The sequence below is a fragment of the Acidovorax delafieldii genome, assembly GCF_007993815.1.
GTDB lineage: Bacteria > Pseudomonadota > Gammaproteobacteria > Burkholderiales > Burkholderiaceae_C > Acidovorax > Acidovorax delafieldii.
In genome coordinates this window covers 280,555-299,670 of record NZ_VJWE01000015.1, presented here as the reverse complement: position 1 = coordinate 299,670, position 19,116 = coordinate 280,555, and the positions used below count along the sequence as shown (strand labels likewise).

Here is a 19,116-nt window from a genome sequence, read left to right as displayed (position 1 = left end):
TTCAGCGGATGGCAGCGCCCGGGGGCAGCTGGGGACGGGCGCGGGGGGCGTCCAGGGGCTGGGGCAGCAGCGTGGCCACGGTGAGCTGGTCGTCGCCAAAATACTTGGCAGCCACGGCCTGCACCTGCGCCGGGGTCACGGTGCGCAGCAGGGCCAGCAGGCGCTCGTTGGCGTCCAGCGGAAAGCCCTGCACCCAGTTGCCCCCCAGTTCCTGCGCCTGGCTCATCACCGAGTCGCGCTCGTACACCGTGGAGGCGATCCATTGCGTCTTCACGCGGTTCAGCTCGGCCTCACTCACCCCATCCTTGGCCACACGGGTCACCTCGGCGCGCAGCGCGTCTTCGACCTGTTGGGCGGTCTTGCCCGCAGCGGGCACGCCGCTGAGCATGAACAGGCTGGGGCCGCGCCCGGTGACCATGGCGGAGCTGCTGGCGCTGTCGGCCACGCGGTTGGGCCCCTGGGTCAGTGCGCGGTCCAGCCGGGCACCGTCATAGCCATTGAACACGGCCGACAGCACCATCAGCGCGAGGGCGTCGCGGTCTTCGTCGGTGAGGTTGTCCACGCGGTCCAGGCTGGGCGCGCGGAAGGCCAGGGCCACATAGGCCTGTTCTGCCGGGGCCTTGACGGCGATGCGGCGCAGGCCCTTTTGCTCGGGCTCGGTGCGCGGTTTGCGCGCGGGCAGCGCGTGCACGGGCAGGCTGCCGTAATACTTTTCGGCCAGCGCACGCACCTGGGCCACATCCACATCGCCCGCCACCACCACGGCGGCGTTGGTGGGGGTGTACCACTGGCGGTGGAAGGCGCGCACGTCATCGGGCGTCATCGCGTCCAGATCGCTCATCCAGCCCACGATGGGGCGGCGGTAGGGCGACGCATTGAAGGTGGCGGCAAACAATTGTTCAGCCAGCACGGCCCGGGGCTGGTCTTCGGTGCGCAGCCGTCGCTCTTCCTTGACGACCTCGATCTCTTTCTTGAACTCCTCGTCGGGCCAGTGGTTGTTGGCAAACCGGTCCGATTCGAGCTTCATCACGTCCTCCAGCCGGTTGGACGGGATCTGCTGGTAGTAGCCGGTGTAGTCGCGGCTGGTGAATGCGTTCTCCCGCCCGCCCAGCGCCGACACGCGGCGCGAGAACTCGCCCGGCGGCAGGGTCTTGGTGCCCTTGAACATCATGTGCTCCAGCGCATGGGCCACGCCCGAGGTGCCGTCCACCTCGTCCATCGAGCCCACACGCACCCAGACCATGTGCACCGCCGTCGGGGCGCGGCGGTCGGGCTGCACGATGAGCTGCATGCCGTTTTTGAGCGTGAACTGCTGCGCGCCAGAGGCCGTGGCGGACGGCGTGGTGGAGGGTTGAGACACCGGGGTGGTTGCCGCAAAGGCAGCCCCGGACGAGAGGCAGGCCAGCAGGCCCAGTAGGGTGAAAGCGCGTTTCATAGAATGGGGTGATTCTAAGAACCCGCCAATGTTCAGTTTTTTCAAGAAAAAGCCCGCTCCTTCGCCCGCCCCCACCGATGTGCCCGCCCCGGCCCAGCCGGTAGGCGCACCGGCGCCCACCGTGGTTGCGCCCGTAGCGCCCCCCCTGCCCGCCACGCCGCCCGTGGCTACCCCCAACCCGCCAGCGCCCGCTACACCGGCTCCCGTGGCGGCGCCCGCCCCGGCAGGCTTTGGCTGGCTGCGCAACCCGTTTGGCAACAAAGCCCCTGAGCCCGCTGCGCCGCCCCCCGCAGCACCAGCGCCCGTCACTGTGACCCCGCCAGCGCCCGTGGCGATGCCTCCAGTGGCACCGGCCGTCGCACCGACGCCCCCTGCAGCACCGGCAGCCGCGGCGCCCGCCGCTGCTCCGTTGGTTGCAAGCCCTGCATTGCCCCCCGTGGCGCCCCCGATTTCCGTTGCTGCACCTGCGCCGGTTGCACCACCCACGCCCGCCACACCACCGCCTGCGCCAGTGGCAGCACCCGCAACCTCGGCTGCGCCCACTGCCCCGGCGCCTGAGCGCAAAGGCTGGCTGGACCGCCTCAAGGCGGGCCTGCGCAAGACCGGCAGCAGCATTACCACCGTCTTCACCGGCACGCAGATTGACGACGCGCTGTATGAGGAGCTGGAAGAGGCCCTGCTGATGGCCGACACCGGCGTGAAAGCCACCACGCACCTGCTGACGGACCTCAAGCGCCGCGTGAAGGACAGCAAGACCACCGACCCTGCGGCAGTCAAGGGCCTGCTGGCCGACGCGCTGGCCGACCTGCTGCGCCCGCTCGAAAAAGCCCTGGTGATTGGCGAGCACACCCCCACCGTGATCATGGTGGCCGGCGTCAACGGAGCGGGCAAGACCACCTCCATCGGCAAGCTCACCAAGCACTTGGCCGACGAAGGCGCTGCCGTGCTGCTGGCCGCCGCCGACACCTTCCGTGCCGCTGCGCGTGAGCAGCTCGGTGTGTGGGCTGACCGCAACACCGTCGAGATCGTGAGCCAGGAAGGTGGCGACCCCGCCGCCGTGAGCTTTGATGCCGTCACCGCTGGCAAGGCGCGCGGCAAGGATGTGGTGCTGGTGGACACCGCCGGCCGCCTGCCCACGCAGCTGCACCTGATGGAGGAGCTGAAAAAGATCCGCCGCGTGGTCACCAAGGCCGACGCCACCGCCCCGCACGAGGTGCTGCTGGTGATCGACGGCAACACCGGCCAGAACGCGCTGGCCCAGGTGCGCGCGTTTGACGATGCGCTGCAGCTCACCGGCCTGATCGTCACCAAACTGGACGGCACGGCCAAGGGCGGCGTGCTGGCCGCCATCGCGCAGGAACGCCCCATCCCGGTGTATTTCATCGGTGTGGGCGAAAAGCTCGAAGACCTGGAAACCTTCAACGCCCGCGAATTTGCCCAGGCTTTGCTGAGCTGATCGAGTAGGCTCCCCCCATCCGGCGCCAAAGATGACAAGCGGTGATGCTGGTAATTTCTCAAAGAAACCAATGGCCGCACAACGCGCAATCTTCACCATTTGCTCTAACAACTATGTGCCTATGGCCAAGGTACTTTTGGAGAGCGTCCGGCGACACCACCCGGAAGCCGCTGTCTACCTCTGTCTCGCCGACGAGATGCAGCCGGAGATGGTGGACTATCCCAATGCATGCAAGGTCATCACGGCTGCAGAGCTGCGTATCGATGACTTTGAATCATTCGCGTTTCGCTACGACATCATGGAATTCAATACGGCAGTCAAGCCGTTCATGTTCCGTGCGTTAAGAAACCGCCGCCACGACCACATCGTCTATCTAGACCCCGATATAGAGCTGCATGCGCCCTTGGACAAGGTTTTCGAACTGCTGGACGCTGGCGCCTCGTTTGTCCTGACGCCACACCTGACCCGACCTGCTGAACGCGATACCTTTCCTGACGATGTGGGCATCATGCGCGCAGGTATCTACAACCTTGGGTTCCTGGGCGTCGGTGCAACCGAAGAGACCGAGGGACTCCTGCGCTGGTGGGCTCGGAGACTCCAATACGACTGTGTCAATGAACCAGACTCGGGCCGGTTCGTCGATCAGAAATTCATGGATCTAATTCCTGGATTTGCGGCCAAGGTTCAAATTCTCAGGGACACCGCCTACAACGTCGCCTACTGGAACCTTCACCAGAGAAAGCTGACGGGCACGGTGGGCGCATGGGAAATTGACGGAAGACCACTTCGATTTTTTCATTTCAGCGGCATTGATCCGCAAAATTTGCGCCGCTTGTCCAAATATACCCAGGCCTTCTGTGACTCGGACATTCCCCAGCCGTTGGCTGATCTCATGCGGGGCTATGCATGCCGGGTGCTGGCCAACGGGCACGGAAGTATCCCCACAGGGGCCTACGCCTATGGGCGTTTTGCTTCGGGCACCCCCATCCCTCAATGCGTCCGCCGCATGTTCCGCGATCGGCATCTACGTTGGCTGGGAGGCGATCCCTTCTCCACCTATGAGGACTACCTGCATCTGCCAAGCCCCACCGCAAGCAGTGGCGCGTCGGGCCAGGTAACACGCCTGAGCGCCGAGTTACACCGCAACGAATCTTGGCTCCGCCACGCTTTTGATTTATCCACGGCACAAGGCACCGACAATTATCTGGAATGGCTCCGTACCCATGGACGGTCTTGGTTCGAGGGTCGATCCATGATGACGCCCAGACAGGCCGTCGCGGAGCCAAGGGTATACCAACACTTGGAGCCTCAGCCACTGGAAGCGTCTACCCCGCCCACTGTCACCGTGGTGGGCTATCTGAGACTGGCGCTCGGGGTGGGCGAAGCTGGCAGGCAGGTGCTGCGCGCACTCCATCAAGGCCAAATCCCGGCACGTGGGCTGCCGATTGACATCAGTGCCTTGTCCGACAAAGTGGAACAGCCGCTGGAAGAATTGTTTGTGGATCGGTCGCGTGCGCCCATAGAGATCTTCAACATCAACGCGGATCAGTTGCCACTTGTGCTCAAAACCCTTGAGTCCTCCCTGCATTCCAAGGCGTGGCGAACCGTCATGCCCTTCTGGGAACTAGAGAATTTCCCCGCCCCCTGGCTGAAAGCTCTGGAGCTGGTGGACGAAGTGTGGGCCCCAACACGTTTCATCCAGTCCATGCTGAAGCACAGGACTCGCAAGCCGGTACGCTACATGCCGCTGATGCTCACTTTTGATGCTCCCGCGTCAGTGGATCGGGCGCAATTTGGATTGGATGCAGGAGGATTCATCTTTTTCTTTTCCTTCGACTGCCTTTCATTTGTTGAACGCAAGAATCCCATGGCGGTGGTCCGAGCGTTCCGCCGAGCCTTTCGACATCGCAACCCCATTGCACAAGCAAAGTTGGTTATCAAAGCACTGAATGCAGATAAGCTGTCGACCGAAAAGCCGCCGGCTTGGGTGGAGGAGTTGCGCAGCGATCCGGACGTTCAATTGATCGAAAATACCTTGAGCCGTGAAGCAACTCTGCAACTTATAGGGTGTTCCGATGCGGTTGTTTCATTGCATCGCAGCGAAGGCCTCGGGTTGTTGATTGCGGAAGCGATGGAACTAGGCAAGCCAGTGATCGCCACTGACTACTCAGCCACCACGGAGCTGATTTCGAACCAGACCGGTTGGCCGGTGGACTACAGATTGGTCCCTGTCCCCGAGGGGCATTACCCGTTTTACACCGACCAAGTGTGGGCAGAGCCAGATGAGGTGCACGCAGCATGGCAGATGCGTTCGGTATACCTTCTTCAAGAAGAGGCCGTGCGCCGGGCACGCAACGCTCGCGATCTGTTGCACCAACAGCACGGTCTGGCTGCATGTGCTCAACGGCTGCGCAGCCGAATTGAGGAAGTGCTCAGATTGCAACCAGCCGCATGATGGACAGCGCCCAAGATGGGCCCGTAACGGAACTCTCCAGCGAAAGGGAATGTGCAGTGGGGCATGCGATCGACAATCACCGCACCGCTGAACTTGCGGAAGCCATGGGCCGACCAAGTGGGGCAGCAGCCTTCGTCCAGGGGACTAAGAGGACCGTTCTCTGCGAGGATTCCTTACCGAGCTCACCGAAAGCTGAATCGATGTACGCCCCCAACTGCCAGGATGAGAAACTCGACCTATTGGACGCTCAGGCAGAATGCCGACGCCTTGTTCGCGCGGGCGTGCAAATGCACGAAGAAATTCTCTTGCTGCATCGCGAGTTGTCCGCCACAAGGCTGCAAGTGCAGGCACTTTTGTCAGACCAGCGGGAGTCCGCCCAAGACAAGGTCAAACTGCAATTTCTCGAAGCGCGGGTAGACGCGCTCCTGCACTCGGCCTCCTGGCGCATCACCAAGCCCTTGCGATTGCTGTACAGGCTTTTGGTCGGCCACGCTTGACAATACGCCGCGAATGGAAGGCTGAGTAAAAGTAGCCAACAGTGCAATACCGATCACTGCAAAGTTGAACCGGTATTGCGACTGCAGTTGAAGCATGGAGTGCAGCTCAAGCTTTGATCGGAGTGCATGCCAAGATTTGACTACATGCAACCCGTAGGTACCCGCAGACAGGCACACCAAACCCCAGTGCTGTACCAAGGCGCTACACACGGCGAGCAGCAGATAAGCCAAGCTGAATAGCGCTAGGGCAGAAATGAAAGTGACCTTTCGCCCAAAAGCTACAGCGTTGGTGCGGATTCCGTTGGCGAGGTCCGCATCATGGCCCCGAACTTCATGCATGAGGTGCCCAGCTGCGAAAACCACACCAAAGTAGCATGCAAAAATAACGCTTGGAAAATCCAGCGGGGCAATTGCCAGATATCCCAACAGGAAATGCAGACTGCCTCCCACAAGGTGCAACAAGGACCCTGCAACCGGCGCACTCTTGAGGTGCAAGGGGGGGGCAGAGTAAATAGCACTGGTTGCCAGCATGCCTGCGGCAATCCACAACGCTGGAGCCCCCAAGTGGGCAGCGACCACCAGCCCTGACACCGCCAAAAATTGCGCAAGCCACCACATGGCACGCCGTGTTACCCCCAGCGATAGAAAAGTTCGCGCCCTCCGTCCTGGGTCCTTCAGATCGCTGTCGATTCCCGCCCAATCGTTCAACACGACGATGTGCGCCACCAGGCTGACGCTTGCACATACCACTGCCGCAAGCACAGCCAGGGCATCAGACCAAGGGAGCCCTTGCCCGGCACGGTAGTGCGCGAACGCGAACCCGATCAATGGAGTTCCCTGAAGTACCGCCACCTCATCCAGACGCACGCAAAACAGCCAAGGGTGTTGCCACCAAGAACGCGTTTCCACCGGGAAAATCTCTTTCATCGACGAAGCGCAGCCGCAGGACCGGCCTGCTCTGTTGCCGCGAAAAGGCGCAGCCAAAGCGCCAACCCCAACTCGGGCGACCAGTAGTATCGGCGCACCGTGGCAGTCAGGTCATTGTGGAAGTACAACAGGGGCGACTGCCAAACGCGCGAGAACCCACCCTCAGCCACCTGTCTCAGCAGGTCTTCATTTATCTGGAGCTCGTGCCGGTCAATTCCCGCTTCTGTGACCTGAATCCGCTCAATGATCCGCAACCAAAGCCGCTGATCGGCATCTTCGACGGTGAGCAGAGATTGAGGCAGCTTGATGGGACATCCCATGGCACGCAACGCGGGCAATCGCCACACAACGGCAGCCGGCGCTTTTTTGTAGTAAACCCAAAAAGACGGGTCCTCAGAGCGCGATTGCAGCACTTTGCAGAACTCCCGTGCCGCAGTGGCATCCACTTGGTTAAGCCACATCAGGACATGGATCTGGATGCCAATGTCAGCAGGATTGGGGTCCCTGCCAGGATCAACGCAATCGTAGTGGTCAGATGTAGATAACCATGTGCGGTAAAGACCCTCTGGCGTTTTGAATGCTTCCAGCATGGCGCGGGCCCTTGCCTTCAGCTTGTCATCTGACACCGGCGCCAATCGCCAAACCAGCGCAGTATCGTCCGCATCTGGTGTGATCTTGCACCCCAGTACACCGTGGGAAGGCATATCAGGGCGCCCATGGTAGCGAACGAGGCCCGACTCCTCCTCAATTTGCATGGAGAGAAAGCCCTTGGCCCGATTGAGCATGCCGGAGAGCTCCCATCGATCGCTCACTGGGCTGAGCAGATCGACGATCGCCGCGGTAGAGAACACGTTTAACTCGATGCCCGGTTTGTCAAAGCGCGTATCACTGGTGTAGTCGGTCAGCCAATAGCCGCCCACCTCTTGTTGATGCTCCAGCAGCTTGGCTGCGAGTCCGGCCATATCGCTCATTGGCATGCTGGGAGACCAATGCGGACGAGCGGCCGTAGCCGTAACCGAGAACTTCTTGGCGATGAGGTGCTGTGGTGTAAGGGAGAGGCTCTGCTGTGGCAGTACGACGGAGACTTGGTGCTCCCCCTCGGTCAAGCTGCGCGCTGGGATACGGACTCTCCATCCGCTAGGACTGCTGATCCCCAGCACTTGCTCTACGTCCGGCCGCCTGTGGAAGGCGTCGATCACCGCGACCCGTTTACCGTCGAGCCACAGTTCCAAGTTTTCAGGCGCAAGTTGGCCGCGCGTGGTCCATCCTACAACGTCAACACCCCGGTTGGGATACACGTGCACCACATCAATCGCCCCTTTCCAGGAAGCCTCAGCGGGAGTCAATGCGACCAACGGGGCAACAACCACAGGCTTTGGTAGTTCGAATGCCTGAAGTGCCCAAGGCGGGGCATTGGGATGCGAACGGACCCAGGCACTGAATACGGGACGGTCCGACTTCATGAGCGAGGCAGGGAAAGATATTTTCCACGCCCCTGCGGCGGAATTGCCCATGAACTTCGCTACATCCTCACGGTACTCAAAATGATTTGCACCACCTGGTATACGCACCCCATCGACCAATAAATGGACATCAAACGGTTGACGACTGCCGAAAAGCGACCACCCCTCTACGGTGGCAGTTCCATCCGAGGAAATACTCAGTCGGTCGATTGATCCGTAGAGGCCCGGGAACAGATCATTGAAAAACACGGGCAGGGATTTCCACGGCGAATGAGCAAACATCCAAGCAGCTTTTTCTGCATTTACTTTGTGCTCTTTATAGTTTCGTCCGGGATGGTCTCCAAGGTAGGCTGCGTGGGCAATGCCGTTGTAGCCAAATGCTCCGATCAAAGAACTGACAACAGCAATCAACCCAAGCGCCGCAAAAGCCCTGCGACCGATGACTCCGAAATGACGGATTACAGGGGGCAGCGCCCAAAAGAGTAGCGGCAACGCGTCCGTCAAGAATCGCGGCCCCCAACTCACTCCGGCGATCCAGTTCACCGCTCCGTAGAAAAATATCTGACACACAACGGCAGCCCCCACGGCCATGGACAGCAAACGCGTGCGAGGTTGCTTGGCATGGAGCAGCAACCCCAGTGGAGCAAAGGCCAGGAACGGAGAGAACGTCAGCAAGCCATGCACAGGGCTTACTAACAAGCCCCAGACTCCTTCCAAGGTACCCGTCCAGGACATGAGGATCCGATTTCCTCCAAGTGCGAGGCCGTATCCACCCAAAACATGGCCCACCACTTGAAGGTTGTACGCAAATGTGGCGGCTACCGGGAGTGCCCCCCCAAAAACGAAAAATCCGAAATTCCGGCGGTCGAGTGCAAACGCATATGCAACAAAGGCCATGGCCAAAATTGCGTCCGGTTGCCGATTACAGCCGAGCAATCCGCAAAGCAGTCCCCCAAAGAGGGCCCGTCCGGGCGATTTTTGCTGACTCACAGCCAACCACAGCAGGCCAATTACAAGCAATTGCGCTACACCATGCATCCAAAGCGCTTGGCTACTGATAACCCATGTGGACGTACCAAATGCGAACAAGGTGGTCAAGCTTGCTGCAACGGGCACCTCGGATTGCCGACGAAGCAACAAAAACATCCAAGCCACACATATGCTCGTGACGAAGGACGCTGCCAGTTTTTCCATAACGCGAGCGACCCGTTCAACACGCTGTGGGCTCCAGTCCGTGGCATTCAAATAGATGACCGCGGGCAAATAGAGCGGCGCTACAACCAGTGGCGTGACGGGTGGATACATCGACACCAGCTTTTCCTGCTGAGTCTTTAACATCCACCAAGCTTCACCCTGCTGACCCGACTTCTGAGGAACAGCGAGTCCTTGAGCCACGTGGTTTGCGATGGGATCTAGAAGGAGACTGCCATTTTTCCAAATCGACAAGGGCAGATATCGCGCTGCATAGGTGTCCACCGCACCTATCGTTCTCAAATTGCTGTTGAAAACCAGAAAACTTGTGCAAAAGAGCAGCAAGGCAATCTGCAGGTTTCGGTCCCACCGCACAAAGTGCACAGTCCGGTCGAGTACACGTTGCCAAATTGCCGTGCAAAAAAGATGAACACTCATGACCTGGTAAAACCTGCGGGGACAATTGGGGGGACGGGACACGGGAAAATGAGAGGCGCTAACCCGAGCCTGCCCCAGGAGTTCAGAGCCTCACAGTCGGGGGCGAAAACGGCTACTTATCCCCGTCAGATGGTGGAAAGCAAGGACAATCGGTCGCTCAGTGTAACAATGCCCCCGGTGCGTAGCGAGTGGTGCCATTCTGCTCAAATGAACGCGAATGTGGACCGCATATGCCCTCAGTTGCCAACGATTTGCCGCTCCTGCCCTGGTGTCTGGACGTTAGCTTTTTTGCGGTAGACCCTGTACTCCTTCAACAAAGCCCCCCGACATTCAGCTGCGCACCAATATTTTCAGCGTTTCGTTTTTCTTGAGATGCCCTGATGCCTAAGTTGTGCGCAAAGCTCATTGTGCTCATGCCCGTGTACGAGGACGCGGAGGCCTGCTCGCAGTTGCTACGACATCTCGAGATCAGCATTCAAGAACCTTACTGCGTCGTGGTCGTAGACGATGGGTCGCTGCGCCATCCATTTGTATATCCTGTTGCCAGAAATTCCGCGCAGGATCTTCGCGTCATACGCCTGAGCAGAAATCGGGGACATCAAGCGGCGATCGCAGTCGGTCTGCGTTACATCGCGAGATATGTGCGCACTGATCAATGGGTGGTGGTCATGGATTCCGACGGGGAAGACGTACCCGAGGCAATCGCTGAACTGGTGGCCCAAAATGAGGCAATCGTCGATGTCGTGGCGGCCTCCCGCGGAAAACGCAATGACGGACCTCTCTTTCAGCTGCTCTATGCTGCCTACAAGGCACTCTTCCGCTGCCTGACGGGCTACCGGATGAACTTTGGCAACTTCATGGCACTCCGGGGGACTGCGGTTCAGCGGCTGAGCACGATGACAACACTCTCCCAGCACCTTGCTGCCACTGTGCTTGCATCTGGTCTGGAGATGCGAAAAGTGCGAGTGGACCGCGGGCGGCGGTACGCAGGCCGCTCCAAGATGAACTTGCGCAAACTTGTGCTGCACGGTGTGGCTTCGCTCGCAGTGTTGGCTCCTGTGGTCCAGCGTCGGCTCGCTCTGAACACCGCACTCTTCGCGGGGCTGGCGTCAGTCGGCGGAATGGTCCTGGGTGGACTTATGGCCGCAGGACTGCACGCCAACCTCTCGTCCGTCGCCATGGCTGTTGTTGTTGTCTCGGCTGTGGTTGTAGTGGTATCTGTGGGGCTGTCCTCGCGACTGCAAAAGCTCCGCAAGCGGACTGAACGGGCGCTTGATCGGGCGCAACCGTTCTCGATTCGGATCGAGACATCGGAGGACCTTGTTACTGGCGGTACCCCAGCCCCATCAGCGAGACTGCTTGCTCAGCCGACCTCAGGATGCAGCTTGTCCGGCAACAACATCTCACACTCACTCCTTCAGCAGGATATTTGATGGAACGTGCAGCTCTCTCCGTCGCGGGAATAGCGACCTATGCAGCCATTGCAGTAGCTACATATTGGATTTACATCCGATTATTCAAAGTAGATGTTGTATTCTACGCGGCCATTTGGGCTTGCACCCTCGCATTACTTGCATATGCCCTCCTCATCACAATAACACCATTTTCAAATTACTTCAACCCACTGGAGAAAGTTCAAAATATCGCCATCTGTGGACTGCTCGGCTATATATTGGCAATCACCTTTCCGACCATCATAGACCGCTCGCTGTCGTTTTATTTTCTAGAAAAAATCCAGCAACGTGGGGGAGGCATCCAATTGAATTATCTAGACTATATATTTCGCGAGGAATACATCAAAGAGCATCGACTGATGGAGGTGAGGCTCACTGAGCAAATGGAGTCTGGCACCCTATTTGTCGATCAGGGAAGTTGTATCCGCCTGACCACGCGGGGAGAACTCCTTGCGACGTTCAGTCGCTTCTTCAGGTCTCATTTTCTTCCGCCACAACGCCTGATCGCTGGCGAATACTCCAGCGACCTTGTGGACCCCTTCATGCACAAGAATACGGTGCCAGACTATCTTTGCAAGCAGTAGACTTGCACCTTGAATCACGGTATGAATATTTTCGCAATTCTCACATCTTGCGAGATTAATTTTTAAAAAATGAGGAGTAAATTTGAATTTCGAAAAAGCCCAGCAACTGGTCGCCTCTGTGAAGCATTGGCATCATGCGTTCGAAATTTACCCTGGCCTCGTTACACCCGGCAGTTACAATCCAGGATTTTTACTGGATGATATCGATTTCGCCCAAAATTTAAATGGCCAGAGAGTTTTGGACATAGGGTCATCCGACGGATTTTTCTCGCTGGCCGCCCATCAACGGGGTGCTGAGGTAGTGGCAGTCGACTATCGGCCTAAAAATGCTCATGGCTTTGGTGTCATGGAAGAGATTACAGGGCGGAATTTTCAGTACCACCGTGCCAATATCTACGACCTGACTGCGGATGAGCTGGGAACTTTTGATCACGTACTTTTTCTGGGCGTCCTGTACCACCTGCCAGATATGGTGAAGGCAATGGCGATTGCTCGCTCTCTGTGCAAGGGTACCTTGCACCTCGAAAGCCATGCTGCGAACGACCTGGGTTTGCAAGAACCTGTCGCCCGTTACTACCGGCACTCCTCCCTTGCAGGCGATATTACGAATTTTTGGTCTCCCAATGCGGAGTGCATCCGGGATATGGCCTTCGACTGCGCATTTGACCTGGTATCGCAAAGAACCTGGGGAGATCGGTATTTTGGGCGCTTTCAGATCAACGAGGAGCCGTCGCGCAAGAGCAAACTTCAATGGGGCTACGGTCTGCTCAGGTGAGCGTCCCGCAAGTAGCGCAATTTGCAGACAAGAGCGTCTCAGAAGCACGATGCACCCTGCGCGACGGGCGTCATCAGTCTGCGACCCACTTCCAATGTGCATCGAACCTGGAAATTTCAATGCCCGCGAATTTTCCCAGGCTTTGCTGAGCTGAGCCTCGCGATCTCCCCCTCAACCTTGCGAGCAATGGCCCCATCCGGGGCCATTTACACGTTTACGGATCGCAACGTTTCCTCCATCATGGGCTTTCCCCTCGGAAAGCACGGAGGCCCATGTTCATTGAGCTGGTCAAAGGCGTTGCGCTGCTGCTGGCGCTGTGCTTTCTGCATGGGTTCAACATCCGCGTCTGGCGCCAGCACCCGTGGGTGGGCCAGGTCTTTTCGGGGCTGATCTTCGGCGGGATCTGCGTGGTGGGCATGCTCACCCCGGTGGTGCTGATGCCGGGCGTGATCTTTGACGCGCGCTCGGTGGTGCTGAGCATGGCCGGCCTATTTGGCGGCCCGCTGGTGGCGGGCATTGCGGCGCTGATGGCGGCCACCGGGCGCCTGTGGCTGGGGGGCGCGGGTGCCGAGGTGGGGCTTATGGTGATCGTGCTGTGCACGGCCATGGGGCTGGTGTACCGCGAGGGCCGCGCCCGGGGGCGGCTCGGGGTGGAGCCCGTCCCCCTCGCGCTGTTCGGGCTGCTGCTGCACACGGCGGTGATCGCGCTGTTTCAGCTGCTGCCCGCCGAGGCCGTGCAGCGCATCAACCAGACGCTGGCCCTGCCCTATCTGCTGACCTTCACCCCAGCCACTGTGGTGCTGGGCCTGCTGCTGCACGATGTGGAGCAACGCATGGCCACCGAGCGTGCACTCACTGGCACGGCAGCCCGCCTGCATGCCATCACGCAGGCCATCCCCGATGTGCTGCTGGTGCTGGATGCCCAGGGCCGGTATGTGGAGGTACTGTCCCCCAACGACGCCACCCTGGTCGCCAGCGCCCCCGAGCTGGTAGGTAAACGGCTGTACGATGTGCTGCCCGTCGAGCAGGCAGAACGGTTCATGGCGCTCATCCGGGACACGCTGCGGTCTGGCCAGACCCACAGCGTGGAATACGAGCTGCAGACCCTGTCGGGACTGCGCCAGTTCGAAGGACGCACCCAGCCCCTGGGCGTGCAGGTGGGTGGCCAGGCGGCTGTGGTGTTCCTCGCCCGCGACATCACGAAGCGCAAGCAGGCTGAAAGTGCGCTGCGCGAGTCCGAGTTGCGCTTTCGCTCGCTGCTGCGCAACATCCCGTCCATCTCGGTGCAAGGCTACCTGCAGGACGGCACCACCAGCTACTGGAACCAGGCGTCCGAGCAGCTGTACGGCTACACGGCCGAAGAAGCCCTGGGCGGCAACCTGCTCGACCTCATCATCCCGCCGCCCATGCGCGACGGCGTGCGGGCACACATGCAGCACATGTTCGCAACCGGCGAGGTGATTCCGGCGGGCGAGCTGCAACTGCAGCGCAAGGACGGCACGCCGGTGCATGTGTTCTCCAGCCATGCCTACATCCAGGTGCCGGGCCACCCACCCGAGATGTTCTGCATCGACATCGACATCTCGGGCCGCAAGGCCGCCGAGGACGAGGCACGCTACCTGGCGTTCTACGACGCACTCACGCAACTGCCCAACCGCCGCCTGCTGGTGGACCGGCTGCAGCAGGTGCTGGTCAACGGTGCGCGCTCGGGCCTCACCACGGCCGTGCTGTTTGTGGACCTGGACAACTTCAAGACCCTGAACGACACCCGGGGCCACGAGGTGGGCGACCTGCTGCTCAAGGACGTTGCCCAGCGCCTGCGCAGCTGTGTGCGCGAGCAGGACACCGTGGCCCGCCTCGGAGGTGACGAGTTTGTGGTGGTGCTGCAGAACCTGAGCAGCGACGCCCCCGAGGCCGCCGCACAGGCGCGCACGCTGGGCGAGCTGATCCTGGCGCAATTGCGCCAGCCCTACGAACTGGCCGGGCACGAACACCACTTCACCGCCAGCATCGGCGTGACCCTGCTCAATCACCAGCGCGACTCGGTGGACGAGGTGCTCAAGCAGGCCGACATGGCCATGTACCGCGCCAAGGACGCCGGGCGCAACACACTGCGCTTTTTTGACCCCGACATGCAGCAGGCCGTGAACCGCCGCGCCCTGCTGGAAACCGAGCTGCACAACGGCCTGCGGCGCGCGCAATTCCTGCTGCTGTACCAGCCGCAGGTGGACAGCCAGGGACGCGTGACCGGCGCAGAGGCACTGGTGCGCTGGCAGCATCCGGTCCAAGGCATGGTGCCGCCGTCGGAGTTCATCCCGCTGGCGGAAGAATCGGGTCTCATCCTGCCACTGGGCCACTGGGTCATGGAAACCGCCCTCCGCCAGCAGGCCCGCTGGCAGCAAGACCCGCAGTTTGCGCAGCTGAGCCTTGCCATCAACGTGAGCGCCCGCCAGTTTCTGCAAGACGACTTTGTGGCCCAGGTACTGGCGCTGGTGCAGCAGACCGGCGCCAACCCCGCACAGATCAAACTGGAGCTGACCGAAAGCCTGCTGCTGGACAACGTGGACAGCGTGATCGCCACCATGCGCGCCCTCAAGGCCCATGGCCTGGGGTTTTCGCTGGACGACTTTGGCACGGGCTACTCGTCGCTCAGCTACCTCAAGCGCCTGCCACTGGACCAGATCAAGATCGACCAGGGCTTTGTGCGCGACGTGCTGCTGGACGCCAGCGACGCGGCCATCGCCCGCTCCATCATCGCGCTGGCAGGCAGCCTGGGCCTGTCCGTGATCGCCGAGGGGGTGGAGACCACCGCCCACTACCAATTTCTTTTGGCCCATGGCTGCCAGGCTTTCCAGGGCTACCTGTTTGGCCGCCCGCTGACGCTCGAAGACTTTGAAAGCCGGGTGCGGCAAGAGGTGTAGCTGGGGGGCGGAGACTGCCACCACGCCAGCCATCGGGTACCCGGCGAAAGGAAACAAGAAAAAGGGCAAGGCAACATTCAAGTTCTCTTTCCGTGGCGTCGATATCTCTGTGTGGAAGCCCTGGAGGTGTCCCATGAAGATTGAATCGTCCGCCCTGCAGATGAATGCCCAGCACGTTGCCAGCCGCGTGCACACCCAAAGCAGCCGCTTTGAAGCCTGGGTCGGCGAGCGCCGCCCCACCAGCGCCCCTGGCCTTACCCGAGCAAGCCCGGCCGTACAAATTTCCAGCGCTGCACGCGTGGCCCGCGCCGCCCAGGAGGCCATCGACCCCACCCATGCCGCAGATGCCGCGCCCGGCAGCAGCCCCAGCGACGGCCTGACACCCCAGCTGGCCATGATCCGCGACCTGATTGCCCGCATGACGGGCGTGCAGGTGCGGGTGTACACCGGCCAGACGGAACCCGCACCCTCCCCACCCGCCACACCCACCAGCCGCCTCGACACGACGCCGACCGCCGATGCAGGCCGTCCCCGTGCCGGGTGGGGCCTGCTGGTGGAGCAGCGCGAAGTGGTCGTAGAAACCGAAAGCACCCAGTTTGCCGCCCAGGGCACCGTGCGCACCGCCGACGGGCGGGAAATCCGCTTCAGCCTGCAGCTGGATATGCAGCGCAGCTACCGCCAGGAATCATCGTTCAGCCTGCGCCTGGGCGACGCTGTGGCGGTAGACCCGCTGGTCATCAACTTCGACGGCTCGGCCGCGCAGTTGCAGGACCTGCGCTTTGCGTTCGACCTGGACAGCGACGGCCAGACCGACAACGTGCCCCTGCTCTCAGGCAACCGGGGCTACCTGGCCCTGGATCTGAACCACAACAGCCGCATCGACAACGGCCGGGAGCTGTTCGGCCCCGGCACCGGCAACGGCTTTGCCGAACTAGCCGCCTATGACAGCGACGGCAACGGCTGGATTGACGAGGCGGACCCGGTCTTTCAGCAGCTGCAGGTATGGACCCCGTCGGCGGATGGCGCAGAGGGCGCCGGCAGCCTGCGCACCTTGGCCGACGTGGGCGTGGGCGCACTCTCCACCAACGCCGTCGCCACCCCTTTTGCCCTGCGCACCGCCGACAACGCCAGCCTGGGCACCGTGCGCTCCACCAGCGTCTACCTGCGAGAAAACGGCAGCGTGGGCACGGTGCAGCAGGTGGATCTGACCGTCTGACGGTACTGCAGCGCCAGCCTGTTACTATGATTTTTATAGCTCTATAGGCATGATGCACTAGCGCTTGATGGCAATTTGACTCAAAAAATGTCCAACGGTATCAATGAGCAACCCGACGGGAACTCCGGGCTTAGCACTCAATCAGAGAGAGTGCTAATATCATGGCTTAGAGGAAAGGATTCCCGGAATGAACATTCAATCTGGAACCGCGACGATGTCTCTGGCGCCCGCCAATCCCTGGGCACTGGTGCCCCCCTTGGGCAATCTGGACGCCTATATTTCGGCCGTCAACCGCCTGCCCCTGCTCACGCACGAAGAAGAGCAGACCTACGCACGCCAGCTCAAGGACAACAACGATCTGGACGCCGCCGGCCGGCTGGTGATGTCGCACCTGCGCCTCGTGGTTTCGATTGCACGCCAGTACCTGGGCTACGGACTGCCCCATGGCGACCTGATCCAGGAAGGCAATGTGGGCCTGATGAAGGCCGTCAAGCGCTTCGACCCCGATCAGGGCGTGCGCCTGGTGAGCTACGCCATGCACTGGATCAAGGCCGAGATCCACGAATACATCCTGAAGAACTGGCGCATGGTCAAGGTGGCGACCACCAAGGCGCAGCGCAAGCTGTTCTTCAACCTGCGCTCCATGAAGCAGGGCTTCAAGGCCGATGCATCGGCCGCCGATGCCGCCACACACCGCGACACCCTGTCGGACCATGAGATCGACGCCGTCGCCGCGCAGCTCAATGTGAAGCGCGAAGAAGTCATCGAAATGGAAACCCGCATGGCGGGTGGCGACGTATTGCTGGACCCAGCCCCTGCAGATGATGGCGAGCAGGCGTTTGGCCCCATTGCCTACCTGGCCGATGCATCGCACGAGCCCACGGCCATGATCGAGTCGCGCCAACGCGACGCCCTGGCTACCGACGGCATTGCCAACGCACTGGCCAGCCTGGACGACCGCAGCCGCCGCATCGTGGAAGAGCGCTGGCTCAAGGTCAATGACGACGGCAGCGGCGGCATGACGCTGCACGACCTGGCGGCGGTGTACGGCGTGAGCGCCGAGCGCATTCGCCAGATCGAAGTGGCTGCCATGAAGAAGATGAAAAAGGCCCTGGCCGAATACGCCTGACCGGTCCGGGCAGCGGGGTTAATATCCCCTGCTGCAGAAGTTGCCTCGCGGGGCCCCAGTTCTGGGGCCCCGCGTCGTTTGGGCCCCCGAATATTCTTCAAGGAGATTGCACCCCATGCCCTCACGTCCCGCCTTTCCTGGCCGTGTTTCCCGCCGTGCTTCGCTGTTGATCGCGCTGGCTGCCGCATCCCCCTGGGCCCTGGCGCAAAGCGCCGGCAAGGCTGCTGCCACTGCGCCCACGCCGCTGGCCTGGCCCACCAAGCCGCTGAAGATCATCGTGGGCTTTCCTGCGGGCTCGTCGCCAGACCTGACGGCACGCACGTTCTCGGAGCCCCTGTCCAAGGCCCTGGGCCAGCCCGTGATTGTGGACAACAAGGTGGGCGCAGGCGGCAACATTGGCGCCGACGCAGTGGCCAAGGCCCGTGACGATCACACCATCGGGCTGATGATCAACGGCAACATGACGATTGCCAAGCTGCTGAACCCGGCGGTTCCGTATGACCCGATCAAGGACCTGGCACCGCTGAGCCTGATCGGCACCTCACCGCTGATTCTGACTGCACCCGTCAACCAGCCCGGGGTGGCCGCCAACAGCAGTGCCCGCGACTTCTTCGTGGCAGCACGCAATGGTGGTGACAAGTGGAGCTACGGCACGCCAGGCGTGGGCACGGTGGGCCACATCGGCACCGAGCTGCTCAAGGCGCGCAGCAACATCAACCCCGTGCATGTGCCCTACCCTGGCTATCCGCAGGTGGCCAACGCGATGCTGGGCGGCCAGCTGCAGATGGCGCTGCTGCCCCCGGCGCTGGCGCAGGCCCAGGTGCGTGCGGGCAAGCTGCGCGCGATCGGCGTGACCTCCTCCGGGCGCAGCCCGCTGGCACCCGAGGTGCCGAGCCTGGCCGAGGCAGGCATCAGCAACTTCAACCTGGAAATCTGGAACGCCTTCGCAGCGCCTTCCACCATGCCCAAGCCCATCCAGGCCAAGCTGGCCGCGCTGATCAGCGAGATCGCCCGCAGCGAAGACGTGCGCAGCAAGCTGTTCCAGCAAGGGTGGCAGACGGTGGGCTCGTCTCCCGAAGGCCTGGCCAACCGCATCAAGGCCGACACCAATCTGCTGGGCGGCGTGATTGCGATGCGGGGCATCAAGGCCGAATAAGGCCCAAGAGCATCAGCTC

General features: G+C 61.1%; 12 protein-coding genes. 9 read left to right on the top strand and 3 right to left on the bottom strand.

The window, feature by feature from the left end; genetic code table 11:
- Position 1: 1 nt before the first annotated feature.
- A complete protein-coding gene (locus ATF69_RS17260; protein ID WP_146871739.1) occupies positions 2-1,435 on the bottom strand; it encodes a M16 family metallopeptidase in 1,434 nt (477 codons plus the stop codon).
- Positions 1,436-1,463: 28 nt separating this feature from the next.
- Between ATF69_RS17260 and ftsY the strand changes: the two genes are divergently transcribed.
- Positions 1,464-2,891, top strand: a complete 1,428-nt coding sequence (gene ftsY / locus ATF69_RS17255; RefSeq protein WP_146871738.1) for a signal recognition particle-docking protein FtsY — start codon at positions 1,464-1,466, stop codon at positions 2,889-2,891.
- Positions 2,892-2,961: 70 nt separating this feature from the next.
- Positions 2,962-5,346 carry a glycosyltransferase gene (locus ATF69_RS17250; RefSeq protein ID WP_158641493.1) on the top strand — a complete coding sequence of 795 codons (2,385 nt, stop codon included), beginning with the start codon at positions 2,962-2,964 and terminating at the stop codon, positions 5,344-5,346.
- A 356-nt stretch (positions 5,347-5,702) separates the two neighbouring features.
- On the opposite strand, the gene ATF69_RS17240 is transcribed toward ATF69_RS17250, so the two are convergent.
- Together ATF69_RS17240 and ATF69_RS17235 are read right to left on the bottom strand one after the other, a co-directional pair.
- The gene (locus tag ATF69_RS17240; protein WP_146871736.1) at positions 5,703-6,770 is read right to left on the bottom strand and encodes a UbiA family prenyltransferase; all 1,068 of its coding nucleotides are present in this window, start codon (positions 6,768-6,770) and stop codon (positions 5,703-5,705) included.
- A complete protein-coding gene (locus ATF69_RS17235; protein WP_146871735.1) occupies positions 6,767-9,862 on the bottom strand; it encodes a DUF2339 domain-containing protein in 3,096 nt (1,031 codons plus the stop codon). Before ATF69_RS17235 ends, ATF69_RS17240 begins: the two co-directional genes overlap by 4 nt.
- 380 nt (positions 9,863-10,242) lie before the next feature.
- Between ATF69_RS17235 and ATF69_RS17230 the strand changes: the two genes are divergently transcribed.
- The 7 genes from ATF69_RS17230 (at position 10,243) to ATF69_RS17200 (ending at position 19,097) form a co-directional block, all read left to right on the top strand.
- Positions 10,243-11,295, top strand: coding sequence for a glycosyltransferase (locus ATF69_RS17230; RefSeq protein WP_146871734.1), 1,053 nt, complete (start codon positions 10,243-10,245; stop codon positions 11,293-11,295).
- The gene (locus ATF69_RS17225) at positions 11,295-11,900 is read left to right on the top strand and encodes a hypothetical protein (RefSeq protein WP_146871733.1); all 606 of its coding nucleotides are present in this window, start codon (positions 11,295-11,297) and stop codon (positions 11,898-11,900) included. Before ATF69_RS17230 ends, ATF69_RS17225 begins: the two co-directional genes overlap by 1 nt.
- A gap of 82 nt (positions 11,901-11,982) precedes the next feature.
- Positions 11,983-12,675: a class I SAM-dependent methyltransferase gene (locus ATF69_RS17220; protein WP_146871732.1), complete on the top strand. Its 693-nt coding sequence runs from the start codon at positions 11,983-11,985 to the stop codon at positions 12,673-12,675.
- A 272-nt stretch (positions 12,676-12,947) separates the two neighbouring features.
- The gene (locus tag ATF69_RS17215) at positions 12,948-15,596 is read left to right on the top strand and encodes an EAL domain-containing protein (protein ID WP_146871731.1); all 2,649 of its coding nucleotides are present in this window, start codon (positions 12,948-12,950) and stop codon (positions 15,594-15,596) included.
- 133 nt (positions 15,597-15,729) lie between these two features.
- A complete protein-coding gene (locus tag ATF69_RS17210; RefSeq protein WP_146871730.1) occupies positions 15,730-16,812 on the top strand; it encodes a hypothetical protein in 1,083 nt (360 codons plus the stop codon).
- Positions 16,813-16,999: 187 nt separating this feature from the next.
- The gene (gene rpoH, locus ATF69_RS17205) at positions 17,000-17,941 is read left to right on the top strand and encodes an RNA polymerase sigma factor RpoH (protein WP_056065967.1); all 942 of its coding nucleotides are present in this window, start codon (positions 17,000-17,002) and stop codon (positions 17,939-17,941) included.
- A 115-nt stretch (positions 17,942-18,056) separates the two neighbouring features.
- The gene (locus tag ATF69_RS17200; protein ID WP_146871729.1) at positions 18,057-19,097 is read left to right on the top strand and encodes a Bug family tripartite tricarboxylate transporter substrate binding protein; all 1,041 of its coding nucleotides are present in this window, start codon (positions 18,057-18,059) and stop codon (positions 19,095-19,097) included.
- Positions 19,098-19,116 lie beyond the last annotated feature (19 nt).